Origin of the sequence: Sphingomonas sp. MA1305 (genome assembly GCF_016107325.1) — a bacterium.
In the GTDB taxonomy this organism is placed as follows: domain Bacteria; phylum Pseudomonadota; class Alphaproteobacteria; order Sphingomonadales; family Sphingomonadaceae; genus Sphingomonas.
Map to the genome: position 1 here is coordinate 545403 of NZ_RCVT01000002.1, position 19403 is coordinate 564805.

Consider the following 19403-nt stretch of genomic DNA (forward strand, 5'->3'; position numbering starts at 1 on the left):
GACTTGAACCAACGACGGCATTCGGAACGTCGCAGATTGACCGACTATCTCCACTTCTGGGTCTATCCGTCTGCAACGCCAATTCCGCATTTCACATATGGTCCGTGGCCGGTGGCAGTGACGCGGGCTCGTGACATGCGGGGGTGATGAACCCCTGCACATGGTGCCAGCGTGCGGTGGTTGCCGCCGCTCGTCACTGCGTCAGGCCGTGCTTTCGCAAGAGCGGGGCGACCTCGGGATCGTGGCCTACCATGTTACGGAACATGGTGTTGTAATCCTGCGTGTGCCCGCGCGACAGCACGAGGTCGCGGAAGCGCTGCCCGTTCTCGCGCGTCATGCCCCCATGGGCTTGGAACCACTCATAGATGTTCTCTTGGATCATGTCGGTCCACAGGTACGCGTAATAACCCGCGGCATAGCCCGAGCCCCATATATGGGCGAAATAGCTCGACCGGTAGCGCGGCGGCACATGCGCGACGTCCAGCCCCGTCGCGCCAAGCGCCTGAGCCTCGAATGCGTCCGCGTCGCTGGGCAGATTGTCGACGCCTACCGAGTGCCATGCCATGTCGAGTTGCGCTGCCGCGAGTGTCTCGCCGAAGCTATAGGCCTGATCGAACTTCTCGGCCCGCTTGATCTTGTCGACCAGCGCTTGCGGCATCGGGGCGCCGGTCTGGTAATGACGGGCGTAGTGCGCCAGCACGCGGGGTTCTAGCGCCCAATGCTCGTTGAATTGCGACGGGAACTCCACGAAGTCGCGCGCGACCGCCGTGCCGGATAGCGTCGGATATGTCTGGTTCGCGAACAGCCCGTGCAGGCCGTGGCCGAACTCGTGGAACATGGTGCGCACGTCTTCGAAGGTGATCAGCGCCGGCTGACCGGGCGCGGGCTTTGTGAAGTTGGCGGTGTTCGAGATGACCGGCCGGGTGCCGAGCAGCTTTGATTGAGGCACGAAGCTGTTCATCCAGGCGCCGCCGGATTTGTTGTCGCGTTTCCAGTAATCGAAATAGGCGAGCCCGAGCGGCGTCCCGTTCGCCTCGAATACCTCGTAGACGCGCATGTCGGGATGATAGGTGGGGATGTCCGTCCGCCGCTTGAACGTGATCCCGTAAAGCTGGTTGGCGGCAAAGAAGACGCCGTTTTCGAGGACGTTCCAAATCTCGAGATACGGCTTGGTCTCGTTTTCATCGAGGTTGAACCGGGCGCGGCGGAGCCGCTCGGCGTAGTAAGGCCAGTCCCACGGCTGCAGCTGGAACCCACCTCGGTCCGCATCGATCAGCTGTTGCAGCTCGCCGGCCTCGGTGTGCTGCGCCGCCGCGACCGGCGCGTCGAGTGCGTTCAAAAACCCGCGGGCGGCGTCCGGTGTCTTTGCCATCTGCTCGGCAAGCGAATAGTCGGCCCACGTGCGATAGCCGAGGAGGTTCGCCTTCTTGGTTCGCAGCGCGATCAGCTTGAGGATCGTCGCGCGCGTGTCGTTTGCGTCACCCTTCTCCGCTCGGGTCCAGCTTTGATTGAACAGCGCCTGGCGGGTTTGGCGGACGTTCAACGATTGCATGGCCGGCTGTCCGGTCGTGTTCTGAAGTGGCAGGGCGTATTTGCCGGCCATGCCTCGATCAGCCGCGTCGCGCGCAGCGGCCTCGAGCTCGCCTGGGGTCAGGCCGGCGAACAGCTTGGGGTCGGAAACGACGAAAGTCCCTGCCTTCGTTGCCGCGAGCAGCCGCTGCCGAAAGTCGATGCCCGCCGTCGAAAGATCGCGGTTCAGCGCGCGCAACGTGGCCTGATCCCCGGCCGACAGCTGCGCGCCCGCGCGGACGAAATCGGTATAGTATTGATCGAGCAGCATCGACTGCTCGGCGTCGAGCTTCAGCGTAGCCTTTCGGTCGTGGAGTGACTTGATCCGGCCGAACAGCTTCGGGTCAAGGTGAATGGCGTCACCATAGGCAGCAAGCTTGGGCGCGAGCGCTGCCTGCTCAGCCTGCAGCGTAGGATTGGTATTCGCCTGCGTGACTTGGCCGAACGCCCGTTGCGCTCTGCCGAGCATCTCGCCCTGCCGTTCCAGTGCGACGATCGTGTTGTCAAACGTAGGAGGCGCCGGGTTGCTGGCGATACGCCGCACCTCGGTCAGGCTTTCCGCCATGCCGGCCTCGATCGCCGGCTGATAGTCGGCATCCCGGATGCGGTCGAAAGGCGGCGCCTCATAGGGCAAGGAACTACGCTGGGCGAACGGGCCGGCAGATATCGCCGGGGTAATCGCCATGGAGAGAGCGGTAGCGGCGAGCAGTGCGTTTTGGAGCATCGGCAGTTCCTTAGGTGCCGACCTCGGTTAACCGACTTGGGGAGGCCATGTCGATGAAACAGTAGCACCTGGAGAGGTAGCCCGGCTGTTCACTATCGAGGTACGCGGGCCACCCTTCACTAGGGGCTAGGCTGCTGAGAGCCTACCGGCGTGCTTTCCCTGGAAGACCGGCACGCATGTGAACGAACGTCGACTTTTGGGAGCCGCACAAATGCCGCTTAACGTCGGTTTCTGGGCCTCGGCAGCCGCATTACCGTCGAGGCACCATCATTCTTTCAGGTTGATCCAGCACAATGCGACCTGGCTCCGTTCCTGTAACAACATGTGTCGGATCATAGGCACAAGGGAGCGGGATGCGGTTTCGGCTCGGCGATCTTACTACTCGCTTCGCCGTCGCGTTGTTGCTGGCCGGGTGCCAGCGAGAGGCGCGCGATATCGGGCCGTCGTTGCCGCAGACCGCGCCGAGGGGCGCCGCGGATCCCCGCATCGGCTACTATCAGGACAATGTCTATCAGGTCGCACAGGGCGGCCACTATTTCAGCTGGTATGGCTGCACTGCCTGCCATAGCGAGGACGCGTCCGGAGTGCGCGACCTCGTGGATGGCCGCTGGCGCCACGGCGGCAGCTTCGATGAGGTCTTCGCGTCGATCGCGCATCGGCACGGTCCATTGGACTATGCCAGGCGCGTGCCTCCGGAGCAGCTTTGGCAACTGGCGGCCTATGTCCGTGACCTGCCACAGCATACGCCGGAAAAGCGGCGGCGGCTGAGCGTCGATCAGGTCGGCGAGCCGCAGGGGCGAAGCTGGTCGGGGCCAGTCCGATGAGACTTCGCCTGTTCGCTCTCTGCCTTCTCCTTTCCGGATGTGGCGGTGCGCAAAGCACGCTTAACCCGGGAGGTGATCAGGCGCATGCCCTGTTGTCGCTGCTCGCTCTGATGATGTGCGTGTGCGGCGGTGTTTATGTCGTCGTGTCCTCCGGCCTCGGCTGGGCGCTATGGCGCGCGTGGCGTCGCCGCGGGGCAGACGCACGCGGTGATGGCAGCGTCACGCGCGGCATGGACGGACGGTTGGCGCGACTGCTGCCGCTTGCCGTTGGCGCCATTGTCCTTGGGCTGACGGTGCTGATCACCGCCAGCTTCTTCGCCGACCGAGCATTGTTCGCCACCCGTATCTCGCCTGCGTTGGAGGTGCGTGTCACCGGGCATCAGTGGTGGTGGCGGATCCAGTACCGCGATCCGGCGAGCGGCGGCTGGGTCGAAACCGCCAACGAACTTCACCTGCCGCAGGGGCAGACGGTGCGGCTCGTGCTGGGGGCGGCGGATGTGATCCACAGCTTCTGGGTGCCCAATGTCGCAGGCAAGCTCGACATGATCCCGGGGCGCACCAACGTCCTCGACGTCACCGCGCGGAGACCCGGCTGGTTCCGCGGGCAATGTGCGGAATTTTGTGGGTTGCAGCACGCGCATATGGCGTTGGCGGTAAAGGTGGAATCGCCTGCCGCCTTCCGTACCTGGCTGGCTGCGCAGAAGGGCCCGGCCGTTGCTGACAGCGGGCGAGGGGCTGAGGTATTCGCCGACGCTTGCGCGGCCTGTCACGCCATACGCGGCACGGCGGCGGGTGGGCGCGCTGGCCCCGATCTCACGCATCTGGCGACCCGCCACACGCTGGCTGCGGGTACGCTGACGATGACGCGCGGCAATCTTCAGGGCTGGATCGCGCAGCCGCAGGCGATCAAACCCGGCACGGCGATGCCTGCCATTCCGCTCGACCCCGCCGATGCCGATGCGGTGGCGTCCTATCTGATGGCCTTGCGATGACCCCCGACGCCGATCGCCGCGATCGCCTTGCCCAGACCTGGCGCGACGTTCCGGGCTGGTGGGGCTTCCTCACCACGGTCGATCACAAAAGGATCGCGGCGCGCTACATCGTCACCGCGCTGCTGCTGCTGTTCCTCGCCGGCATGCTCGCGCTCGACATGCGCTGGCAGTTGTCCTGGGCGGAGAACACGCGGATGGGACCGCAGCTCTACAATGAGAGCTTTTCGCTGCACGGATCGACGATGCTGTTCCTGGTGTCGGTGCCGGCGATGGAGGCGATGGCGCTGTGGCTGGTGCCGCTGATGCTGGGGCAGCGCAACATGGCCTTCCCGCGGCTCGGCGCGTTCAGCTATTGGCTCTATCTCGGCGGCGTGCTGACCTTGTGGGTGTCGCACGCGCTCGACATCACGCCCGATCTCGGTTGGTTCGAATATCCGCCGCTGTCGGGGCCGAACTATGCGCCCGGCCACCGCGCCGACATTTGGGCGCAGATGATCACCTTCACCGAGGTGGCGGCGCTGTGCGCCTCGGTCAACGTCGCCGCCACCATCCTCAAGATGCGGCCGCCGGGCATGACGCTGGCGCGGATGCCGGTGTTCCTGTGGGCGATGCTGGTGGCGTCGCTGATGACGATCCTGTCGATGCCCGCGATCATGCTGGTGACGAGCATGCTGATCGCGGACCGGCTCGTCTCCACCCACTTCTTCGCGCCGGCGGCCAACGGCGACGTGCTGCTGTTCCAGCACCTGTTCTGGTTCTTCGGCCACCCGGAGGTGTACATCATCTTCATCCCCGCGACCGGCTTCGTCTCGTCGATCGTCGAGACCTTCGCGCGGCGGCGCCTGTTCGGGCACCACGTGCTGGTGCTCGCCATCCTGGCGATCGGCTGCCTCGCCTTCGGCCTATGGGTGCACCACATGTTCGCGGTCGGGCTGCCGCGGCTCGGCAACGACTTCTACACCGCGGCGAGCATGGCGATCGCGGTGCCGGCGGGGCTGCAGATCTTCTGCTGGATCGCGACCATGGCGACCGGGCGGCTGTGGCTGGCGACGCCGATGCTGTGGGTGCTCGGCTTCGTCGCGACCTTCGTGCTCGGCGGCCTGTCCGGGGTGATGACCGCCTCGGCCGCGCTCGACCTGCAGCTGACCGACAGCTATTTCGTCGTCGCGCACTTCCACTACGTGCTGGTCGGCGGCGCGATGTTCCCGCTCTTCGGCGCCTTCTGCTATTGGTACCCCAAGGCGACCGGGCGGCTGATGTCGGAGCGCTGGGGGAGGGTGGCGTTCGCGCTGATCGTCGGCGGGTTCAACCTCGGCTTCGCGCCGATGCACCTGCTCGGGCTGATGGGGATGCCGCGGCGGGTCTATACCTATCCCGCCGGCATGGGCTGGGACGGGCTCAACCAGGTCGCGACGCTGGGCAGCGCGGTGGCGGTGACGGGCGGGCTGGTGTTCGTCGCCAACGCGCTGCTGAGCTATTGGCGCGGCGCGCCGGCGGGGGCCGATCCCTGGGGCGCGTCGACGCTCGAATGGGCGGGCGAGTCGCCGTCGCCGCCGTGGAACCTCGCCTATACGCCCGTGGTCGACAGCCTGACCCCGCTATGGGACTCGCCGACCCTGCGCGTGATGGACGGCATCGCGATCGAGCGGCGCGAGGTGGTCGTCACCTCGGTGGTCGATGCCGCGCCGCTCTACCGGCAGAAGAGCGCGTCGCCGTCGATCTGGCCGGTGGTCGCGGCGCTGGCGGTGACCGCGATGTTCCTCGGCAGCATCTTCACGCCCTGGGCCATCGTCGCGGGCGCGCTGCCGATCGCGGCCGCGCTGACCGGCTGGTTCTGGCCGCAGCGCGGGCGCGCCAAGACCGGTCCCTTGCGGGTGCGATCATGACCGCGGCGGAACCGCGCGAGGTGGAGATCGTCGGCGATCTCTCCGGCCTGCCGTCCAGCGCGAGCGGCCCGCGCCATCTCGTCTGGTGGGGCAATATCGGCTTCATGCTGATCGAGGGCACCGGCTTCGCGCTCGCCGCCGCGGCCTATCTCTACCTGATGACGCAGCAGGCGCCGCAGTGGCCGCCGCCGGGCACGCGCCCGCCCGACCTGAGCTGGGGCCTGATCTTCACAATCGGGCTGCTGCTCAGCGAACTGCCCAACCTATGGGTGCGCCGCCGCGCGCTCGCCAAGGACGCGCGCGGCGTGCGGATCGGCGTGGCGGCGATGGCCGTCATCGGCCTGCTGCTGCTGATCCCGCGCGGCTATGAGTTCGCCCATCTCAACACGCGCTGGGACCGCGACGCCTATGGCTCGGTGGTGTGGATGCTGATGGTGCTGCACACCAGCCACGTCGTCACCGACTGGGGCGACACCGCGGTGCAGGCGGCGTGGCTGTTCACCCACGAGATCGGCGACGACCAGTTCGCCGACGTCGAGGACAATGCCAATTACTGGACCTTCGTGGTGCTGACCTGGCTGCCGATCGGCGCGATCGTCTATGGGCTGGCGCGGCTATGGTGAGCGTGCGGGCGCGCAGCTGGGCGGCGCTGCTGCTGCCGCCGGTCGCGTGGTTCGGCTTCGAGCAGGGCCTGTCCGCGCTGCTCCACGCGCGCTGCGACCTCGCCGGCTGGGGACTCGCCTGGGGGGCGGCGAGCCTGGCCGCCTGCGCGCTCGCGGCGTGGCTGGCGCGGCCGCTGGCGCGGCGCGGCGGCAACCGGCTCTCGCTCCTGTGGCTGGCGCGGCTGGCGCTGGTGCTCGCCGGCATCTTCGCGCTGGCCATCGCCTTCCAGGCGCTCGCGATCCTGCTGGTGCCGGCATGCGTCGGCTGATCCGCCTGCTCCCGCTCGCGGCGCTGCTCCGCGCCGTCCCCGCCGCGGCGCACGCGACCGGCGCGCGCGACCATCACGCGCCGCCGGGCTGGACATTGGACCCGTGGATCGTCGGACCGCTGCTGCTCGCCGCCTGGCTGTTCGCGCGCGGCTGGCGGCGACTCTATGCACGCTCGGGGCAGGGGAGCGGACCACTTCGGCGGCGCGGCCTGCTCTACGCCGCTGGGCTCGCCGTGCTCGCCGCGGCGCTGGTCTCGCCGCTGCACGAGGCGGGCGAGCGCTCCTTCGCGGCGCATATGTTCGAGCATGAGCTGCTGATGCTGGTCGGTGCGCCGCTGCTGGTGCTGGCCGAACCACTGGCGGTGATGCTCTGGGCCTTCCCGCCGGCAGGCCGTCGCGCCCTGGCCGCGGCGGTGCCAATGGTCGCGGCGCCGTGGCGCTGGCTCACGGGTGCGCTGACCGCCACCGCGCTTCAGGCTGCTGCCCTGTGGCTATGGCACGCTCCGGCGCTGTTCGACCGCGCGCTGGCGAGCGAGAGCTGGCATGTCGCGCAGCATCTGTCCTTCCTGGTCACCGCACTGCTGTTCTGGACGGCGATGTGGCACCGGCGCACGCCCGCGGCCATCGCGGCACTGTGTCTCGTCGCCACTGCGATCGTGTCGGGCGCGCTCGGCGCGCTGATGGCCTTTGCCACCAGTCCCTGGTACGCCGGCTATGCCAGTCTCGGCATGGCGCCGTTCGGGCTCAGCCCGGCTGAAGACCAGCAACTTGCCGGGCTGCTGATGTGGGTGCCGGGCGGGTTGGTCCACGCCGGCGCCGCGCTGTTGCTGATGCGGCGCCTGCTGGCCGAACCGGGGAAGGATGTGCCGCATGCCCGCTAGTCTGAAATGGCTCGGGGTGCTGTTTGCGGCCGCCGTGCTGGCGGCGATGGCGGCGGGCGGGATCATGTTTGCGCAAGGTCGGACGCGCACGCGGATCATGGCGGACCAGGTCAGTGACGGAAGCAACCGGGCGGGGCGGGAAGCAATGGCAGCCTATGGCTGCGGCAGCTGCCACGTCATTCCGGGCATCGCCGGCGCGACCGGGCAGGTCGGGCCCGACCTGGGGAAAGTCGCGGTGCGTGCGACGATCGCAGGAAAATTCCCGAACGACCCTGCCACCATGGCACGCTGGCTACGGCATCCGCAGGCGATGATTCCCGGCAGCGCTATGCCCGAACAGGGTGTCACCGAACGCGACGCCCGCGACATGACGGCCTATCTCTACACGCTTAAATAGGCGAGCGGCGTCACACGGGCGTCTTCGGCGGGCGCTTCTGCGTGGCTGGGGAGCAGGGGAGGGCGGCCGTTGCCCCAGCGAAAGACGCCCGGAATTACTGCTGCTCGACGATGGGTTGGTGCGGGCATGGCCATGCATCGATCAGATGGTCCAAAGCGACGTCGACAGACGCTTGGCCGAGGCCGGACTCGCGACTTGGCGCGTCGAGCCCCATGCAGGGAATGCCAATGGCCGAACAGGCCTGGATCAACGGCGAGGCATGCGCCTCATCACACCGGGCGTGCGCTGGCCCCCCGACCGTTCTTGGGGTAGGGAAATCAGACACGACGTAGCAAACGGCCCAAGGCTTCAAGGTCCGCAATAGCCGTTCGATATCGCCTCGCTCGGAACAAGCAGGAAGGTCGCGGCCAGCCACCACATGCGTGATGCCGCGCGCGGTACAGGCGTTCGACACCCTGTCGACAAGACAGCCGTCCCATCCCCAGATGAGCAATGGCCGCCCCGGTCGGGGCTTCGGCCCAGGTCGGACCGCCAAGGGCTCGTCTGCATAGATGAGACGCTCCGGGCGCTCCCACCATCCGCACTCCAGAGCGACGGGGTGACGCGGCGCGTCCAGTGGCAGAGCGCGCCATAAGCTCGCCAGGGCCGTCTCACGAGGCGTACCGCCAGCCACATCGTAGACGCCGGACTCGTATGTGCCGTCCGCCCGCAACAGCGTATCCCAGCCATGGCTGCCAAGTAAGGACCAGGCCGTGACCGCAACGATGTCGGCGCCCTCCGCCGCTACGGCCTGCGCCGTGTCCCATGCCTGTGCCACCCAGCGCAGCTGCTCGTCGCGGGTGCAGCCGTTATGCACCTCGGTCACCGCGATCGGCGTGCGATACCGTGCCCAGGCCTCCCGCAAGGCGCCGCCCAGGCCGGCCGGCGTCGCGCTATCGGCTCGCAAGGCTTCGGTGTCGGCGTACCGCAGCCGCCCGTTACCGCCATGTAATTCGCCGGGATAGCGGTCGAGGCGATGATCGAGGAAGCGGTCGCTTGTCAGATAATGGTTCACGCCGACGATGTCGGGAGGGCAGGGATCATCCGCGATAGCGCGCAGACGATCTCCGAAACCCAGGACGTCCAGACGTTCAAACAGCGGGTGCCTCGGGTCGATGCGCCCGAACAGCAGGTCCCAACCCGCCCAACGACGCAGATTGTCGTGGTCGGCCTGCGCCCCCAGCGCAGGCGTCGCATAGGTGCGGCCGAGATCGTCGGTCTGCACCAGCTTCGCGGTTGGGGTTATGCTGCGGATCGCAGTCATGGCCGCGCGCGTCGCATCGATCTGATTGAGCAGCGCCAGCCAGAACGACCGTTCGTCGGCCGCATGCGGATACCAATGGCCGTAAAGCGCGGCGAAACGCGCCGTGGTCAGCGGTTCGTTGACGGGCGTCCAAGCCTCCACCCAGGGATAGCGTGCGGCCACCTGACCCGCATAGGCGCCAAGCCCAGGGGCGAAGCCGTCGTCGAGCAGGTGGGTGTGCCGGGGGCCGCTGCCGTGATGGACCAAGCCGACGATCGGTCGCATGCCGAGTAGACGTATGCGCTCGAGACGCGGGTCGGGCCAGGTCCAGTCGGGAATGCCGGCTGGTGCCGTGCGCTCCCATAGAACGGGATATCGCAGTCCCTTGATGCCGAGACCCGCAAATCGGTCGAGATCGTCGAGCCGACCTTGATGGCCGCTCAATCGCAGCTGGTCCCGATAGGCGTCGCCCACGCGGTTGACGGTGCATTCGACTCCCCCCCAAAGTTCGATCCGCTTCGCATCAACCGCCATGACGGGGCCGATCTGCCTCAGTGCCGATGGCGGGCTCCTGCCTCTTGAGCATGTGATGCAACAGTTCGACGACCTGAAAACCCGCAAATGGGGCGGTCAACACATGCTCGGTCGGCGCAACGGCACAGGCGCGCTGTGCAGACCTCACGATCACAAAGGGGAGGTCGCGTTCGGCGGCAGCGGCCGCAACGGCATCGCTGGCGGGCGCCGTGTCACTCAATACCAGGGCACACGCCAGCCGGAGGATGTCGAACGGCGCCGCACCCGCCGTGACCCCAGGGAGATGCGTCACTGTGCCGCCGCTGCGCATGATCACCTCGGCGAGATACCGCCCGATGAACGCGTCCTCGTGAATCAAGAGGATGTGCCGCCGCCGCAGCAGCCCACCCGTGGCTTCGCCGGTCATATCATTCCGCGGCGGTCGCGAGCGGCGCCGGATCCTTGCGAGCCTTGAATTTGCGATAGGTGGCGAGCGCCTGACCCACGACCTGGTCCATGTTGTAATAGCGGTAGGTGGCAAGGCGCCCGACGAACAGAACATCCGGCTCGGCAAGAGCAAGCGCCTCGTAGCGTTTGAACAGTGCCTGATTTTCGGGACGGGGGATCGGATAATAGGGATCGCCCTCCGCGGTCGGAAATTCGTAGGTGACGCTGGTCACCGGGGCAATCTGGCCGGTCAGATGCTTGTACTCGGTGACCCGGGTATACGGCACCGTCTCGTCCGGATAATTGACGACAGCCACCGATTGATGTCGCGCGACGGGCAGGCTGCGATGTTCGAACCGCAGCGAGCGATAGGGAAGTGCGCCGTAACAATGGTCGAAATATTCGTCTATCGGGCCGGTGAATACGAGCCTGTCGAAGTCGACCATATGCTTTGCCGTGGCGAAGTCGGTGTCGAGCCGGACGTCGATATTGGGATGATCAAGCATGCGCGCGAACATCGCGGTGTAGCCCTCGGCGGGCATCGCCTGGAAGGTATCGGTGAAATAGCGATCGTCGGTATTGGTGCGGGTCGGCACGCGGGCGGTGACCGCCTTGTCGAGCTCAGACGGGTCGAGGCCCCATTGCTTGCGCGTGTAGCCGCGGAAGAACAACCGGTAGAGTTCGTCGCCGACGGCGGAGACGACCACGTCTTCCGACGAGCGGATTTCTCCGACCGGCTGGGCACGGGCGGCCAGAAAGGCGGCGGCCTCCGCATCACTGTCCAGCCCGGCGTCGAACAGTATATTGAGCGTGGTGCGATTGATCGGAACTGGCACTTGCCGGCCGCGGACCTCCGCAAGGACGCGGTGTTCGTAAGGCCGCCAATCGGTGAATCGCGACAGATACTCGAAGACTTCGGCCGAATTGGTATGGAAGATATGAGGACCATAGCGATGGATCAGGATGCCGGCCGCGTCCTCTTCATCATAGGCGTTGCCGCCAATGTGCGCACGTCGGTCGATCACCAGCACGCGTGTATCGCCCTCGGACGCGAATCGCTCCGCCATGACACTGCCGGCAAATCCGGCACCGACGACGAGAACGTCATAGTGCGGGCGCGAGGGCGGCAAGGCGACCTCGGCGATCGCTGCCAGCATGGCCGCCGCGGTGTCGTCCCACGAGGACGCGGCAAGCACGGCGTCGGCCTCGTCGCGCCACGCCATGTCGCTGCCGCGAGCGAGCGCCAGCGCCTCGTCGCAAGCGGCGACGAAGCGGGAGCCGGAGGCGATCATCACGCCGGCCATGGTGCCGTAATGCCGGGCCACGTCGACGATCGGCGTCGACACCACCGGCCGGCCAGCGGCAAGATATTCCGGCGTCTTGGTCGGGCTGATGAACCGGGTCGCATCGTTGATCGCGAAGGGCATCAACGCGACGTCCCAGCCGGCGACGGTGTCGGGAAGGTCGTCATAGGATCGCGGCCCGAGATAGTGAAGGTTGTCGCGCCGCGGCAGGTCGATCGGGTCGATCTTGACCACCGGGCCGACCATCTCGATTCGCCAATCTGGTCGCGCATCGGCGAGCTGCGCGACAAGGTCCATGTCCATGCGCTCGTCGATCACGCCGTAGAAGCCGAGCGTTGCCGGTAGGTCCGGGCATGGCGTGGCGTCCCGCGCCCGGGCGAAATGCGCGACATCGACGCTGGACGGAAAAGGCCGCACGTCCGCATGCCGTTCGCGCTTCGCTTCGTAGAGGCTGTAGCCACCGGTGAAGACGAGGTCGGCCGCGCGGAGCAATTCGCTTTCCAGGGCCAGCAATTCAGCCGGTGCAAAGCGGAACGCGGACAACTCGTCCATACAATCGTAGACGGTGCATTGCGCCTCGACGTCGCGCGAGAAGGCAAGCATCATCGGCGTGTAATACCAGCGGACGGCAACCGGTGGCTGATCCTTCAGAAAGTCGCCAAGCAGTTCGGTGAGCGCAATCTGGCTGGCGTCCGCGTCGAGCCCCATCGGCAGATGCGGAACGACGATGCAGACATCGCCATCGTGTCGCACCTCTAAAGCTGGCGGCTGATCGCCGTCGATTACCGGCTCTTCCCAAAAGACCACGGCCATCCGCTCGGCCATGCGGGTCATCAGATGCTGTGGCCGCTGGAACACGAAATCCCAGCGCAGGTGAGAAAAACAGATGAGCAGATGCGACTGTGCGGCGGGAAATCGGGCGTCAGCCGGAATTGGAGTGCTCATCAGTATCTCCCTGATCGGCCCCCGCCGGCGAGTTGATCTTACTTGCAGCGCAAGTGCATGTCCCTAATGCGCCTCAATCGGCGAGTGCCATCCTGTATGATCCTGATCATTAATCTGTTTTGTGGTGAGCATCGACAGGTTGAACAGTTAGTTCGCGCATAATGACCGTTTCGATGCCATGAGCCTTCCTTCAGAACTTTCCAGTCGCTGCGGACCAGGCAACAGCATCGTCGTCGGTTCGGGATGCGTGCAAGCCGAATCTAGTGCGTCAAATTGTCAGAATGTTCTTCGGCGCTATCCAAGCCTTATTATGAATGTCACAGGCGTTCCCGACGCGTGAAGTCTCGCGCGGTACAGCCTGTGCGTGTGCGATGGCACTGGGGATGCCGAGGCGTGACGGATATGTCCGTACCGTCACGCCGCCAGCGCCGGATGCCCTGTGACCAAAGGCAGATGAAGATAGGACGGCGAAAAGCCGCAGGCCGATTCCAACGCGGCTATGTCGGGGATGATGACCTCATGCCCTTCGAACTCTACAAGACCAGCAAGACGCAGTTTTTTCATCATACGGTTGACGTGCACCGCCGTCAGGCCAAGCGCGTCGCCAAGCTGCTCCTGTATCACCGGCACCAGGAATCGACCGTCACGGACCGCGCCGATGGCATCAGCTCGGGTGTGCAGCTCACAAATCAGATGGGCCAGCGCAGTTTCCGCATCCTGCGAATTCAGCAGCCACATCCGCAAGATAGCTTCGTCGGTCAGCTTCGCACGCCACAATGCCTTACCGATCGCGGGAGACACTGCGACGGCTTGTTCGATCACATTAGCCTGGACTCGCGCCACCTCGCAGTCCGTCAGGGCGACGATGGCGTGCTCCATCGCCTCTCCGGTCACGGCGTGAATGCCGCAGAAATCGCCCGGAAGCATGAACCCCGTGATACGTCGGCTTCCATTCCTGCGGACGCTGTAACGTGCAGCCCAGCCGCTCTCGATGACGTAGACGTAACCCGGGCGATCCCCGACCTGCAGGATATCGCGCCCGCGCTTGACCGACACGGATGACCAGGGGATGGATTGGACGAGGTCGACGTCGAGCTCTTCCAAGTCTGCGAGCTGGCAAAGGCGGTTCAAGAATAATTTCGCTGGCATGCCGCACTCTCCTTCCGTGGGTTGCGGAATGAGCGAGGTACCACATCGATAAACTTGCGTATTTGTCGAAGGTTAATGGCACCCAATGAGCGCTGGCGGCCATCAAGCGTCTTTGCGGACAGCTATGGCGCGGAATGTGGCCGCCCGTCTGTTGCAAGGGAAAGGCGGATAAATCCTCCGCCTCGACCAAATAATGCTGCAGTCGCGCGAGGTGTCGCGTCTACATTCCAAGGGCGAGATGTTCGTGTTCGCTGACCCCAAATGCCCCGCGATGCGTCTGCTCGACCAGCTCCCGGTCTGTGTCGCTGGTCAGCGCGGCGCGTGCCCGATCGACGGCATCGGAAGCCTCGCGCGCGAGAAGCTGTCGTGCCGCCGGCGCATGCCGCGCTAGCGCCCCAAGCGCCTTTTGCAGGCGAACGCCGACTTCGACGAGTCCGGCGCCGTCGCGCGCAATGGGCCTGCACCAGTCGTCGAGCAATGCGGCTAGCGGAATCGGTGAAACATGAACTTTGGCGGGTAGCGGCGTGATCTGCTGCGACCCGAAATCGAGCAGCCGCAGCATCACCCGGCTGCCCGCTTCGATCACCGCAATGGCGGTGCCGGGATCGTTGACCGCCGGTGACAGCGCCCGGGACGCGATCTCCGACAGCACCACCAGACCGAAGCGCGGATCGTGATCGAAGGCGCGCTGGTGCGCCAGCGTGAAGGCCTGTTGCACGTCGTCCACCGCCGCCTCATCGGCGGCGGCGCCGATCAGCGCCATCGGCCGTCCGGGTTCGACCAGGCTGCCAGGGAGGGCGAGCACGTGGATGTCGGCATCCATCGCCTTGGCGATCCGACCCAGCCGCGCGATGTCGACATGGGTGACCCGCGCCATCGTCGGCGCCGGCACGGCCGTCCTGCCGCTCTGCTCGACCGTGGGCGGTTCGCCATCCAGCGCCAGCGGTACGGCGATCGTCTCCACCGCTGACATCGCCGCGCGCTCGACCCGGTCGATCGTGTCGGACACGCGGCCGAATCGGGCGATATGCTCGGTCCAGCGCAGCAGCGTCACGACGATGAACAGGATGACCAGAATGGTGCCGAAGAACAGGATGACGCGGCCGGTATCGCCATAGAGGCCCGTCGACAGCGCGACGATGCCGACGATCGCGAACAGGAAGCTGCCGAGGAAGGTGGCGAGCGCATTCTGCGCGGTGCTGTCGTCGATCAGCAGCTGGACCGCGCGCGGCGTGATCGTGCTGGTCGCCCCCGAATAGGCCGACACCATCGCGGTCAGCGAGAAGGTGGTGACCGCCAGCATGCTGGAGGCGAGCATGGTGAGGATGCTGTCGACCGACTTGGATCCAACCGTCGCAGCGAAGTGATAGGAGATGGTGTGCCCGACCAGCGCGCCGGCAAGCGCGAGAGCCCCGCCGAAGCCGCACATCAGCGCCGCCCGGAACCACATCCGGCGCGTCAGCAGTCGGATCACCCATTGCCAACGCGTCACGGCCGCTCCCCTTTCGGCTGTCCAAGCCTTGGCGACGGCGTGGGGTTCCGCAGCAGCGGCGCGTCAGTGTTCCGCCTCGTCCGATCCGGTCAATTGCCAGCGGCGGAGCAGACGGGGCATCGTCAGCCCCTGTGCGAAGATCGAGAAGGCGACCACGCCGAAGGTGATGACGACGATCTGTCCCCGCTCGGCGACGCTCGCCGGCACCGCCAGCGCCAGCGCGAGGCCGACCGCGCCGCGCAATCCGCCCCAAACCAGCACATGCTGATAGGTGGCGGGCAGCCGCAGCTGCGATCGCTCGAATGGTACTGCCAAGGGGTAGACCGCCGCCGCGCGGCCGATCAGGGTCAGGATGATCGCGACGACCAGCGGCAGCGACACCAAGGCGATCGGCTGATGCGCCTCATGGCTGCCGATCAGCAGGAACAGACAGGAATTGGCGAGGAAGGCGGCATAGGTCCAGAAATCCTGCACATGCTGGCGCCCCGCGACCGAGATCGAGCCGCGCGGCCCGACGTTGCCGACAATGAGGCCTGCCGCGAGTGCCGCGAACACGCCCGACGCATGTACATGTTCGGCGAGCAGGAACGATCCCCAGGCGACCACGGTGGTCAGCGTCACCTCGACCAGATGATCGCTCGTCCGGCCGGCGAGGGTCAGCACGCCGACACCGATCGCCGCGCCGATCACCAGACCGCCAGCGACCGTCCACAGCAGCGCGAGCGACGCGCCCGATGCCGTCAGCGCCTCGCCGTTAGCGATGCCGACGAGGATCGCAAACCCGACCGCGGCGACGCCATCGTTGAGCAGGCTTTCGGATTCGACCACCATGCTGAGCCGCGGCTCGGCCTTCATCTCCTTGAAGGCGGCAATGACCGATACCGGATCGGTCGCCGCGATCAGCACCCCGAAGAAGGCTGCACCGAGCAGGCTCCAGCCGAGCAGCAGGTGCATGCCGCCCGCGACCACGGCCGCGCTGATCGCCACGCCGACAAAGGCGAGCACCAAGGTCAGCGGCATTTCCTCGCGGAAGCGCGACCAGCGCAGCTGCATCGCCGCCTCGAAGATCAGCGGCGGCAGGAAGACGTTGAAGATCAGCTCGCGCGACAGCGGTAGCTCGGCACCGACCGGCAGATAGGCGAGGCCGATGCCGGCAAGCACCAGACCGGCCGTATAGGGCAGCCCGATCCGCCGCGAGACCATCGCGACGAGCGAGGCGACGACGAGCAGGGTGCCGAGTTCGGTCAGCCCGATATCGCCGCTCATCGATCGCCCCCCACCGTCGCGCCGATAACCCTCAATCGAAGCGGTCGATTGTTCCAGGATATGCCGAGGACGAGAGGCGCGTGCGCATGTCAAGCGGATGCTTTCATATCGAGCATAGGCATTCCTGGTCACAGGTAATCGGCGCCGGCGGCCCGACCAACGCCATAAACCTGCGCCTTCCGGCCAAAGCGCGCACCCAGATGACGATATCGCAGTCGCCGCCCCACCTAGCAATCTTTGATCAGCCTGACGTCAGGCAATGGCCAGCGACACCCACCCGAAAGCACTCCTTCCATCGCCTGCATCCCCGGGTGATCCGCCACGCGCGAGATGAACGGCAGGATTGGAGGATTGGCTTAGTCACGTAGCGTGGCCGATTATGGGTCCAGCCCGCCGTCGATCGTGATCGATTTCACGAGCTATCAATGAACGGCGGACGGGGCTGCTCAACCCATGCCGATGCCGCGTTCGCGAGCCCAGATGACCGCTGCGCTGCGCCGGTTGACGCCGATCTTCGCATAGAGGCGGGATACGTGGTTGCGCACGGTATTGCTCGTCAGCCCGAGCTGATCTGCGATAGCCTTGTCGTTGGCGCCTTGGCAGATGAGTTCGAGCACCTCCCGTTCCCGTTTGCTGAGGTCGAGGGGATGGTGCTGCTCCGCATCGCCGCCGCCACGTAGCGTCGCTAGCTTGTCCATGATCGAGCGGCTGAACCAGTTCGCGTCCTTCATCACCGCGTCAATCGCTGCGACGAGCTCCAACTCGCTGTGGCGGCGTGCCGTCACGTCCTGATAGAGCCAGAGGGCGCAGCGTTTGTCATGCAGGTCGACGATCTCCGCCGAGACCAAGCAGTCGATCGGAGCGCCGTTCGCCGGGAGCACGCGGACGTCGTAAGTACGTATGCCCCCCCGCCGCTCCAGCTCGCGCTCGACGGCCTCGCGCTGCGTTGCGTCGTTCCATAACTGTATCTCATCCGCGTCGCGTCCGATCAGATCGTGTGAGCCGCGACCGGTCAGCCGGACAAAAGCCTCGTTGACCTCGACAATGCGGTGGTCGGGCAGAGCGGTGACGACCATACCGCCGGGAGCGAGCCGGAACATCGTCGCCGCGCGATGCTCGCTCGACGCCAGAGCGCGCTGCGCGAGCCGCCGCGGCTCCAGATCGGCGAAGGTGAAGAGCATGCAACGCTGGTCGGCAACCTCGATGGGCTGGCCGGCAAGGATGACGAGCCGCGACGATCCGTCTGGCAATGGCAATTCCGCCTCGACCTGCGGGATCGTTGCGCCGCGTTGAAGCCGCTCGGCGACCAGCGCGTTCCGCTCCGTATGGGCCAGAATGTCGAGATCACGCAGATGCCGTCCCTCGATCTCGTCGCGCGAACATCCGCACAATTCCGCGAAGCCTGAGTTGGCACGGACAAAGCGTTGGTCGGCGAGGCGCAGGATCAGCGCCGGGGCTGGGTTGGCCTGGAACATCGCCTCGAACCGTGCCTCCGCATCGTAGCGCTCGGACACGTCTTGGATGACGAGGGCAAGATAGTCAGGGTCGCCGCCGTCGACGTCCATCACGACGTCGTGAACCATATGGGTCCAGCGCGGCTCGTTGGTGCCGATCGGCGCGACATCGACGACCACGTCGGGGAAGTTCTCGCCGGCCAGCATGCGCATGATCGGATAGTCGCGTCGCGCCAGGCGCTGATGGTTGCGGTAGCGCAGGCAGAAACGCTGGCAATATTCGTCAGCCGTCGCGCCCAATTCGTCGGCATGATGCACGCCATGCATGGCCAGTGCCGCATCGTTCGTCCCGACGATCGCTCCTGACGGATCGACCAGGATCACGCCGACGGTGAGTCCCGCCATCAGCTGTTCGAGATGGCGCAAGGTCGGCGCGTGGAAGGCTTGCATCGGCTGATCGTCCATGCGGCATGAAGCCTCCGGCGAGGCGCGGAGTTCCAGCGCCTGCGGTGCGGAACTACCAATTCGATCGTGACGAAACTACCATAGGGGCTGGGGCCGGCCGTAACCCCCGATGAACGTCCAGGCCGCTCTGCGGGTTGATACGATAGCAGAGGCGATGATCGGCAATTCCGCCAGTCCGCCCGCGGAGGATGTCATGGGCTTGATAATCTTACTCGTCGTTGGGGGGCTGATCGGCTGGGTCGCCAGCATCATCATGCGGACCGATGGTCAGCAGGGAATCTTCCTCAACGTGGTGGTCGGGATCGTCGGTGCCATGCTTGCCGGCTTCCTGCTGACGCCGCTGATCGGCGGTGCGCCCATCACCAGCGGTATCATCAGCCTGCCGTCGATCCTGGTGTCGCTGCTTGGCGCGGTGGTCCTGCTGGGGATCGTCAATCTCTTTCGCCGCGGCTCGGTCCGCTAAACGGCGCGTCGCGTCGCCCGACTCCTCATCCGCAACGTGCGGTTACGGAGCGGTCGACGCCGCCCCCCGATCACGGAGGCTAACATGCACCGGCACGTCATCGCTGCGATCCTCGCGGCGTCCATTGCGACGGGGACGTCGGCCCAGAGCACGGACAGGTCACACAATCCGGCGATAAAGCATCCCACCGCCCATGGCGTCGCGATGCCCGCCAAGGGGCGCAACTCGTTCACCGAGGCACAGGCGCGCGGCCGCCTGGAGAAGGCCGGGTTCAGCGCGGTCAGCCGCTTGGCCAAGGATCGCAACGGCGTCTGGCAGGGAACCGCGGTACGCAACGGCGCCAAGACGACCGTGATGCTCGATTACAAGGGCAACATCACCACTCGCTGAGGCGAGCGGTCAGCTCTTCAGGAGACAAC

General features: G+C 65.9%; 17 protein-coding genes. 9 read left to right on the forward strand and 8 right to left on the reverse strand.

Annotated features, from left to right (window positions below; genetic code table 11):
• Positions 1-193 precede the first annotated feature (193 nt).
• Positions 194-2254, reverse strand: coding sequence for a M3 family metallopeptidase (locus D9601_RS10535; protein WP_232474044.1), 2061 nt, complete (start codon positions 2252-2254; stop codon positions 194-196).
• Between the two features lie 392 nt (positions 2255-2646).
• On the opposite strand from D9601_RS10535, the gene D9601_RS10540 reads away from it, so the two are divergent.
• The 7 genes from D9601_RS10540 to D9601_RS10570 all read left to right on the forward strand — a co-directional run bounded on the left by D9601_RS10540 (position 2647) and on the right by D9601_RS10570 (position 8204).
• Positions 2647-3117 (forward strand): hypothetical protein, encoded by a 471-nt coding sequence (locus tag D9601_RS10540; RefSeq protein ID WP_198353951.1) that lies wholly within the window; start codon positions 2647-2649, stop codon positions 3115-3117.
• 92 nt (positions 3118-3209) lie between these two features.
• Positions 3210-4109, forward strand: coding sequence for a cytochrome c oxidase subunit II (locus tag D9601_RS10545; RefSeq protein WP_198353953.1), 900 nt, complete (start codon positions 3210-3212; stop codon positions 4107-4109).
• Positions 4106-5995 carry a cbb3-type cytochrome c oxidase subunit I gene (locus D9601_RS10550; RefSeq protein WP_198353954.1) on the forward strand — a complete coding sequence of 630 codons (1890 nt, stop codon included), beginning with the start codon at positions 4106-4108 and terminating at the stop codon, positions 5993-5995. Before D9601_RS10545 ends, D9601_RS10550 begins: the two co-directional genes overlap by 4 nt.
• On the forward strand, positions 5992-6618 hold the full coding sequence (locus D9601_RS10555) for a cytochrome c oxidase subunit 3 (RefSeq protein WP_198353955.1): 627 nt from the start codon (positions 5992-5994) through the stop codon (positions 6616-6618). Before D9601_RS10550 ends, D9601_RS10555 begins: the two co-directional genes overlap by 4 nt.
• Positions 6612-6926: a hypothetical protein gene (locus tag D9601_RS10560; protein ID WP_198353957.1), complete on the forward strand. Its 315-nt coding sequence runs from the start codon at positions 6612-6614 to the stop codon at positions 6924-6926. Before D9601_RS10555 ends, D9601_RS10560 begins: the two co-directional genes overlap by 7 nt.
• Positions 6914-7807 (forward strand): cytochrome c oxidase assembly protein, encoded by an 894-nt coding sequence (locus D9601_RS10565; protein WP_198353959.1) that lies wholly within the window; start codon positions 6914-6916, stop codon positions 7805-7807. The genes D9601_RS10560 and D9601_RS10565 overlap by 13 nt, the downstream gene beginning before the upstream one ends.
• On the forward strand, positions 7797-8204 hold the full coding sequence (locus D9601_RS10570; RefSeq protein WP_198353960.1) for a c-type cytochrome: 408 nt from the start codon (positions 7797-7799) through the stop codon (positions 8202-8204). The genes D9601_RS10565 and D9601_RS10570 overlap by 11 nt, the downstream gene beginning before the upstream one ends.
• Positions 8205-8298: 94 nt before the next feature.
• On the opposite strand, the gene D9601_RS10575 is transcribed toward D9601_RS10570, so the two are convergent.
• The 7 genes from D9601_RS10575 to D9601_RS10605 all read right to left on the reverse strand — a co-directional run bounded on the left by D9601_RS10575 (position 8299) and on the right by D9601_RS10605 (position 18521).
• Positions 8299-10020, reverse strand: coding sequence for a dTDP-4-dehydrorhamnose reductase (locus D9601_RS10575; RefSeq protein ID WP_198353961.1), 1722 nt, complete (start codon positions 10018-10020; stop codon positions 8299-8301).
• On the reverse strand, positions 10010-10426 hold the full coding sequence (locus D9601_RS10580) for a hypothetical protein (protein ID WP_198353963.1): 417 nt from the start codon (positions 10424-10426) through the stop codon (positions 10010-10012). The genes D9601_RS10575 and D9601_RS10580 overlap by 11 nt, the downstream gene beginning before the upstream one ends.
• A 1-nt stretch (position 10427) precedes the next feature.
• Positions 10428-12695 (reverse strand): UDP-galactopyranose mutase, encoded by a 2268-nt coding sequence (glf, locus tag D9601_RS10585; RefSeq protein ID WP_232474045.1) that lies wholly within the window; start codon positions 12693-12695, stop codon positions 10428-10430.
• A gap of 414 nt (positions 12696-13109) precedes the next feature.
• On the reverse strand, positions 13110-13844 hold the full coding sequence (locus D9601_RS10590; RefSeq protein ID WP_198353964.1) for a Crp/Fnr family transcriptional regulator: 735 nt from the start codon (positions 13842-13844) through the stop codon (positions 13110-13112).
• Positions 13845-14064: 220 nt separating this feature from the next.
• Complete coding sequence (locus tag D9601_RS10595; RefSeq protein WP_332837972.1) at positions 14065-15336, reverse strand: DUF2254 domain-containing protein; 1272 nt, start codon at positions 15334-15336, stop codon at positions 14065-14067.
• A 63-nt stretch (positions 15337-15399) separates the two neighbouring features.
• The gene (locus D9601_RS10600) at positions 15400-16602 is read right to left on the reverse strand and encodes a cation:proton antiporter (RefSeq protein WP_198353966.1); all 1203 of its coding nucleotides are present in this window, start codon (positions 16600-16602) and stop codon (positions 15400-15402) included.
• Positions 16603-17048: 446 nt separating this feature from the next.
• The gene (locus D9601_RS10605) at positions 17049-18521 is read right to left on the reverse strand and encodes a PAS domain S-box protein (RefSeq protein WP_269769670.1); all 1473 of its coding nucleotides are present in this window, start codon (positions 18519-18521) and stop codon (positions 17049-17051) included.
• A gap of 193 nt (positions 18522-18714) precedes the next feature.
• Between D9601_RS10605 and D9601_RS10610 the strand changes: the two genes are divergently transcribed.
• On the forward strand, positions 18715-18984 hold the full coding sequence (locus D9601_RS10610; protein ID WP_198354459.1) for a GlsB/YeaQ/YmgE family stress response membrane protein: 270 nt from the start codon (positions 18715-18717) through the stop codon (positions 18982-18984).
• 84 nt (positions 18985-19068) lie between these two features.
• Positions 19069-19374, forward strand: a complete 306-nt coding sequence (locus tag D9601_RS10615; protein WP_198353968.1) for a hypothetical protein — start codon at positions 19069-19071, stop codon at positions 19372-19374.
• Positions 19375-19403: the final 29 nt, after the last annotated feature.